Annotated in this window: 2 protein-coding genes; both read left to right on the top strand. The window is 69.4% G+C overall.

The genetic code is table 11. The features are described 5' to 3' along the window. A partial coding sequence (locus VF794_RS32350; protein ID WP_331116976.1) for an efflux RND transporter periplasmic adaptor subunit occupies positions 1-943 on the top strand: 943 nt, incomplete at its 5' end. Further along, the coding region (locus VF794_RS32345; RefSeq protein WP_331116975.1) for a peptidase domain-containing ABC transporter at positions 933-2,457 on the top strand (1,525 nt) is incomplete at its 3' end. The genes VF794_RS32350 and VF794_RS32345, both read left to right, overlap by 11 nt.

Genomic DNA, 2,457 nt, shown 5'->3' with positions numbered 1-2,457 from the left:
GGAACCCAAGCCGTCGATCTTCCGCAAGGAAGCGCTGGAGTACTACAAGCAGTACCAGCGGCAGGAAGGCGACGTGCTGCTGCTGGCCCCGGGCTGGACGCGCTGGACGTTCTGGGTCCTCGTCTCCATGCTGGCGGTGGGCCTGCTCCTGTGCCTGGTGGGCACCGTGTCCGAGTACGCCGAGGGCCCCGCGCTCGTGCGGATGGAGCGGCGCCGGGACGTGATGGCGCAAGGCGCCGGAGTCGTGGCCACCGTGGAGATCCAGCCCGGCCAGCGCGTGGCCGCGGGGCAGGTGCTGGTGACGCTCCAGGCCGAGGAGGAGCGCTCCGCCCTCGCCCGCATCGAGCAGGAGATGGAGCTGCACCTCGTGCGCTACATGAGGGACCTGTCGGACCAGTCCGCCCGGCTGGCGCTCACGGCGCTGCGGGCCGAGCGCGAGCAGGCCCAGTCCCGCATCATGGCCCGGGCCCTGAGGGCTCCCGTGGCGGGCATCGTGGGAGACCTGCGCATCCAGCCCGGCCAGTACCTGGCGGTGGGTACGCTCGTGGCCTCCATCGTGGAGGACGAGGCATCCGCGTACCTGCTGGCCCTGCTTCCCGGCTACTACCGCCCCTACCTGCGCCCCGGCATGCCGCTGCGGGTGGAGCTGGACGGCTTCCAGTACGAGTACCGCGAGCTGACCATCGAGTCCGTGGGCGAGCAGCTCATCGGTCCCGGGGAGCTCAAGCGCTACCTGGGGCCGGACCTGGCGGACACGGTGGAGATAACGGGCCCCATCATCCTGGTACGGGCGACCCTCCCCACGCGAACCTTCTCCGTGCGCGGCCGGGTGCTGGGCTACTTCGAGGGCATGCCCGCGCGGGCCCAGGTCGCGGTGAGGGCCGAGCCCATCTTCGTGGCCATGATTCCAGGACTCAAGGTGCTCTTCCCCCATGACGACTGAGCAGAAGCCCACCGGCAACAGGCTGGAAGAGGTGGTGCGGAGGTTTCCGGCGCTCCAGCGACTGCGGGAATGGCGCAAGGAGCTGCCGGAGGTGCGCCAGTTGGCCGCCACGGACTGCGGCGCCGCGTGCCTGGCCATGGTGCTGGGCTACCACGGCCGGCAGATGACCCTGGACGCGGTGCGCGAGGTGACGGGCCCGGGTCGCGACGGCATCTCCGCCCGCACGCTGATCGATGCTGGCCGGCGCATGGGGCTGCGCGGGCGCGCCGTCTCCATCGACCTCACCCGCCTCCCCTTCCTGCCGACCGCCTCCGTCCTCCACTGGGACTTCAACCACTACGTCGTCTTCGAGCGGATGGTCGGCAACGAGGTGCAGATCGTCGACCCCGCCCAGGGCCGGCGCCTGGTCTCCATGGAGGGCTTCAGCCGGCACTTCACCGGCGTGGTGCTCCTCTTCGAGCCCAGCGAGGACTTCCAGCGGCTCGCCGCGCCCAGCGCCGGGGCCTTCCGCTACATCCTCCCGCTGCTGGGCCAGTCGGACACCCTGGCACGCATCGTCGTCCTCTCCGCGGTGCTTCAGCTCTTCGCGCTCGCGGTGCCCGTCCTCACGGGCATGTTGGTGGACCGCGTGGTGCCACGCGGCGACTACCAGTTGCTGTCGGTGCTGTCGGTGTCGATGGGCACCCTCGCGCTCTTCCAGCTGCTGTCCTCGCTGCTGCGCGGCCATCTCCTTCAGGAGCTGCGCACCCGCATCGACGCGAGCATGACGCTCGGCTTCCTGGACCACCTGGTGGACCTGACCTTCGCCTTCTTCCAGTTGCGCCCCTCGGGCGACCTGATGATGCGCATGAGCATGCAGGCCACCGTGCGGGAGATCCTCTCCTCCACCGCCATCTCCACCCTGCTGGACGGCACGATGGTGGTGCTCCTCTTCGGCATCCTCTTCGTCGCCAGCCCGTTGCTGGGGGGAGTGGTGCTGGTGCTCGGCTTCCTGCAACTGCTCGTCTTCCTGCTCACCCGCCACCGCCGCGGCAGCCTGCTGTCCCAGGGCCTCGAGCTGGATGCGAAGAACCAGAGCTACCAGATCGCCATGCTCACCGGCATGCAGACGCTCAAGTCCTTTGGCGCCGAGCAACGCGCCGTGGAGAACTACTCGCACCTCTTCGTGGACGTCCAGAACATCACCCTCCAGAAGGGCCGGCTGACGATCCACGTCGACTCCATCTCCAACACCCTGCGGCTGCTCGCCCCCATGGTGCTGCTCAGCCTGGGCGCCTACCAGGTCCTCGAGGGGCACCTGACGCTGGGGGAGATGTTGAGCCTCAACGCCCTGGCCGGGGCCCTGCTGGGGCCGCTGGCCAACCTCATCGGCACGGCGGGTCAGTTCCAGATGCTGGGCAGCTACCTGGAGCGCATCAACGAGGTGCTGGATGCGCCCCCCGAGCAACCCCGGGACAAGCCCCGCCTCGCCGCGGAACTCAAGGGCTCCATCGAGCTGGAGAAGGTCTCCTTCC

The organism is Archangium sp. (assembly GCF_036389735.1).
Lineage (GTDB): Bacteria > Myxococcota > Myxococcia > Myxococcales > Myxococcaceae > Archangium.
Note: the sequence above shows the minus strand (reverse complement) of the source record. Positions and strands in the feature narration are given on the sequence as shown.